This window comes from Pseudomonas sp. P5_A12, from assembly GCF_056400685.1.
This window is the reverse complement of sequence record NZ_JBFUKU010000480.1, coordinates 1-2,524: the sequence shown is the minus strand read 5'-3', so window position 1 is coordinate 2,524 and position 2,524 is coordinate 1. Positions and strand designations below refer to the sequence as shown.

General features: G+C 59.4%; 2 protein-coding genes and 1 pseudogene. 1 reads left to right on the top strand and 2 read right to left on the bottom strand.

The window, feature by feature from the left end; genetic code table 11:
- Window positions 1-267: pirin family protein (locus tag AC1DSG_RS30150; RefSeq protein ID WP_477794134.1), on the top strand; the 267-nt coding region annotated here is incomplete at its 5' end.
- Window positions 268-433: 166 nt separating this feature from the next.
- Here the strand turns inward: AC1DSG_RS30150 and pgm are convergent.
- Window positions 434-2,080: a phosphoglucomutase (alpha-D-glucose-1,6-bisphosphate-dependent) gene (pgm, locus tag AC1DSG_RS30145; RefSeq protein WP_477794133.1), complete on the bottom strand. Its 1,647-nt coding sequence runs from the start codon at window positions 2,078-2,080 to the stop codon at window positions 434-436.
- A gap of 111 nt (window positions 2,081-2,191) precedes the next feature.
- Window positions 2,192-2,524 (bottom strand): annotated as a pseudogene (locus AC1DSG_RS30140) (PLP-dependent aminotransferase family protein); the annotation flags it as partial.

Sequence of the window (2,524 nt, the reverse complement as noted above, 5' to 3'; positions counted from 1 at the left end):
ACCCTGGCCAGCGGCAAGTCGGGTGATGATCAGAGCCTGCGTATCCGCGCCGATGCACGACTGGTGGCGGCGAACCTCAAGACCGGTGAATCGGCTGAGTATCGCTTGGACAGCGGTCGTCGCGCTTACCTGGTTCCAGCCACTGGCGTGATTGAACTCAATGGCTTACGTGCGCAAGCTCGAGACGGTGTTGCGGTGGCCGATGAACAGGTTTTACGAGTGACGGCGATCGAGGACAGTGAAATCGTTCTGGTTGACCTGGCTTGATCCGGTAAACGACAGGCAAAAAAGGGGCGACCGTTATGGTCGCCCTTTTTTGAATTTTTGGTAGCTGTACTGACGCCTTCGCGGGCAAGCCCGTTCCTACAGGTTCTACGCAATCCTGTGGGAGCGGCGGTGCGACGGTTCGACTTGCCCGCGATGGTCTCGTCAATCACTTCGCAGCGATTGCGCCATCCACCAGCGTTTGAGCCTCTGCCACCAACTGCTTGAGGTGGTCATCACTCACGAAGCTTTCGGCATAGATCTTGTAGATGTCTTCAGTGCCGGACGGACGCGCCGCGAACCAACCATTTTCGGTCATGACCTTCAGGCCGCCAATGGCCTGGTCATTGCCTGGCGCATGACTGAGGATGCTCTGGATCGCTTCGCCTGCCAGTTGGGTCGAGGTGACCTGATCCGGCGACAGCTTGCTCAACAAGGCTTTCTGTTCAGGGTTGGCCTTGGCATCCACACGCACCGAGAACGGCTCGCCGAGTTCGTCGGTCAACGCGCGATAGGCCTGACTTGGATCGCGGCCAGTGCGGGCGGTCATTTCTGCGGCCAGCAATGCCGGGATCAAGCCATCCTTGTCCGTGCACCAGACGCCACCGTCTTTGCGCAGGAACGAGGCACCAGCACTTTCTTCACCGCCAAAGCCCAGTGAGCCGTCAAACAGGCCGTCAGCAAACCATTTGAAGCCGACCGGCACTTCATACAAACGACGGCCCAGACGTTTGGCCACGCGATCAATCAAGCCACTGCTGACCACGGTTTTGCCCACGGCAGCATCGGCGCGCCACAGCGGGCGGTTCTGGAACAGGTAGTCGATCGATACCGCGAGGTAGTTGTTAGGTGCCAACAAACCACCGGACGGTGTGACGATGCCATGGCGGTCGTGATCCGGATCGCAGGCAAAGGCCACGTCAAAGCGTTCTTTCAGACCGATCAGGCCTTGCATCGCGTGGGTGGACGATGGGTCCATGCGGATCTGTCCGTCCCAGTCGACGGTCATGAAGCGGAACGTTGGATCGACCTGCTTGTTGACCACGTCCAGGTCCAGACGGTAGTGCTCGGCAATCGCCGACCAGTAGCGCACCCCTGCTCCGCCCAACGGATCAACGCCCAGACGCAGCTTGGCATCACGGATGGCGTCGAAGTCGATCACATTGATCAGATCGGCCACGTAGGTGTTGAGGTAATCGTGACGATGGGTCGTGCTGGCTTTCAGCGCCTGCTCGTAGCTGATGCGCTTGACGCCAGCGAGTTTGGCGGCCAGCAGTTCGTTGGCCTTGGCTTCGATCCACTTGGTGATATGGGTATCGGCCGGGCCACCGTTGGTGGGGTTGTATTTGTAGCCACCGCTTTGCGGCGGGTTGTGCGACGGAGTAATGACGATACCGTCCGCCAATCCCGAAGTACGGCCACGGTTGTAGCAAAGAATCGCGTGGGAAATGGCCGGGGTCGGTGTGTATTCATCACCTTCGGCARTCATCACGGTGACGCCGTTGGCGGCCAGTACTTCCAGCGCACTGGCACCCGCTGGCGTGGACAACGCATGGGTGTCGATCCCGACGAACAACGGGCCGTTGATACCCTGGGCTTCGCGGTACAGGCAGATCGCCTGGCTGATTGCCAGAACGTGCCATTCGTTGAAACTCAGGTCGAACGAGCTGCCTCGGTGCCCGGACGTGCCAAAGGCGACACGCTGGGTCGAGATGGCGGCGTCAGGTTGGCCGGTGTAGTAAGCCGTTACCAGTCGCGGGATGTCGATCAACAATTCTGCCGGTGCCGGTTTGCCCGCAAAAGCACTGAGTGTCATGCAAAACCTCTGGATTAGACTGGTTCAGGAATTGGGACGCAGTTTACTGGCAGTTTGACCGCAACGCGACGGAATCGATTGAAGATGATTCACGATGTTTGACTGCCAGGCTCAATCGATGGCCTCAAGACGCAAGGCATCCCCCAGCAGACCCAGTGCAACGGCAAGGTCATGCTCACCGCCAAAGGTATGGCTCAGCCGCAAGTGTTGCCCATGCAGACCACGCAAACTGAACAATTCCCCCGGCGCCACCACCACTTGTTGCTTGAGCAGTCGGTGGAACACACCACGCACATCGACCCGCCGTAGCGAGCGCACCCAGACTGTTGCGCCGCCCTGRGGGTCGACGTAGTGCACGGCGTCTGCCAGTCGCTCCTCCAGCAGTTGAGTCATTTGCACTTTGCGCTCCTTGAGCAGCCGGCGCAGTACCAGTAAGTGCTGATC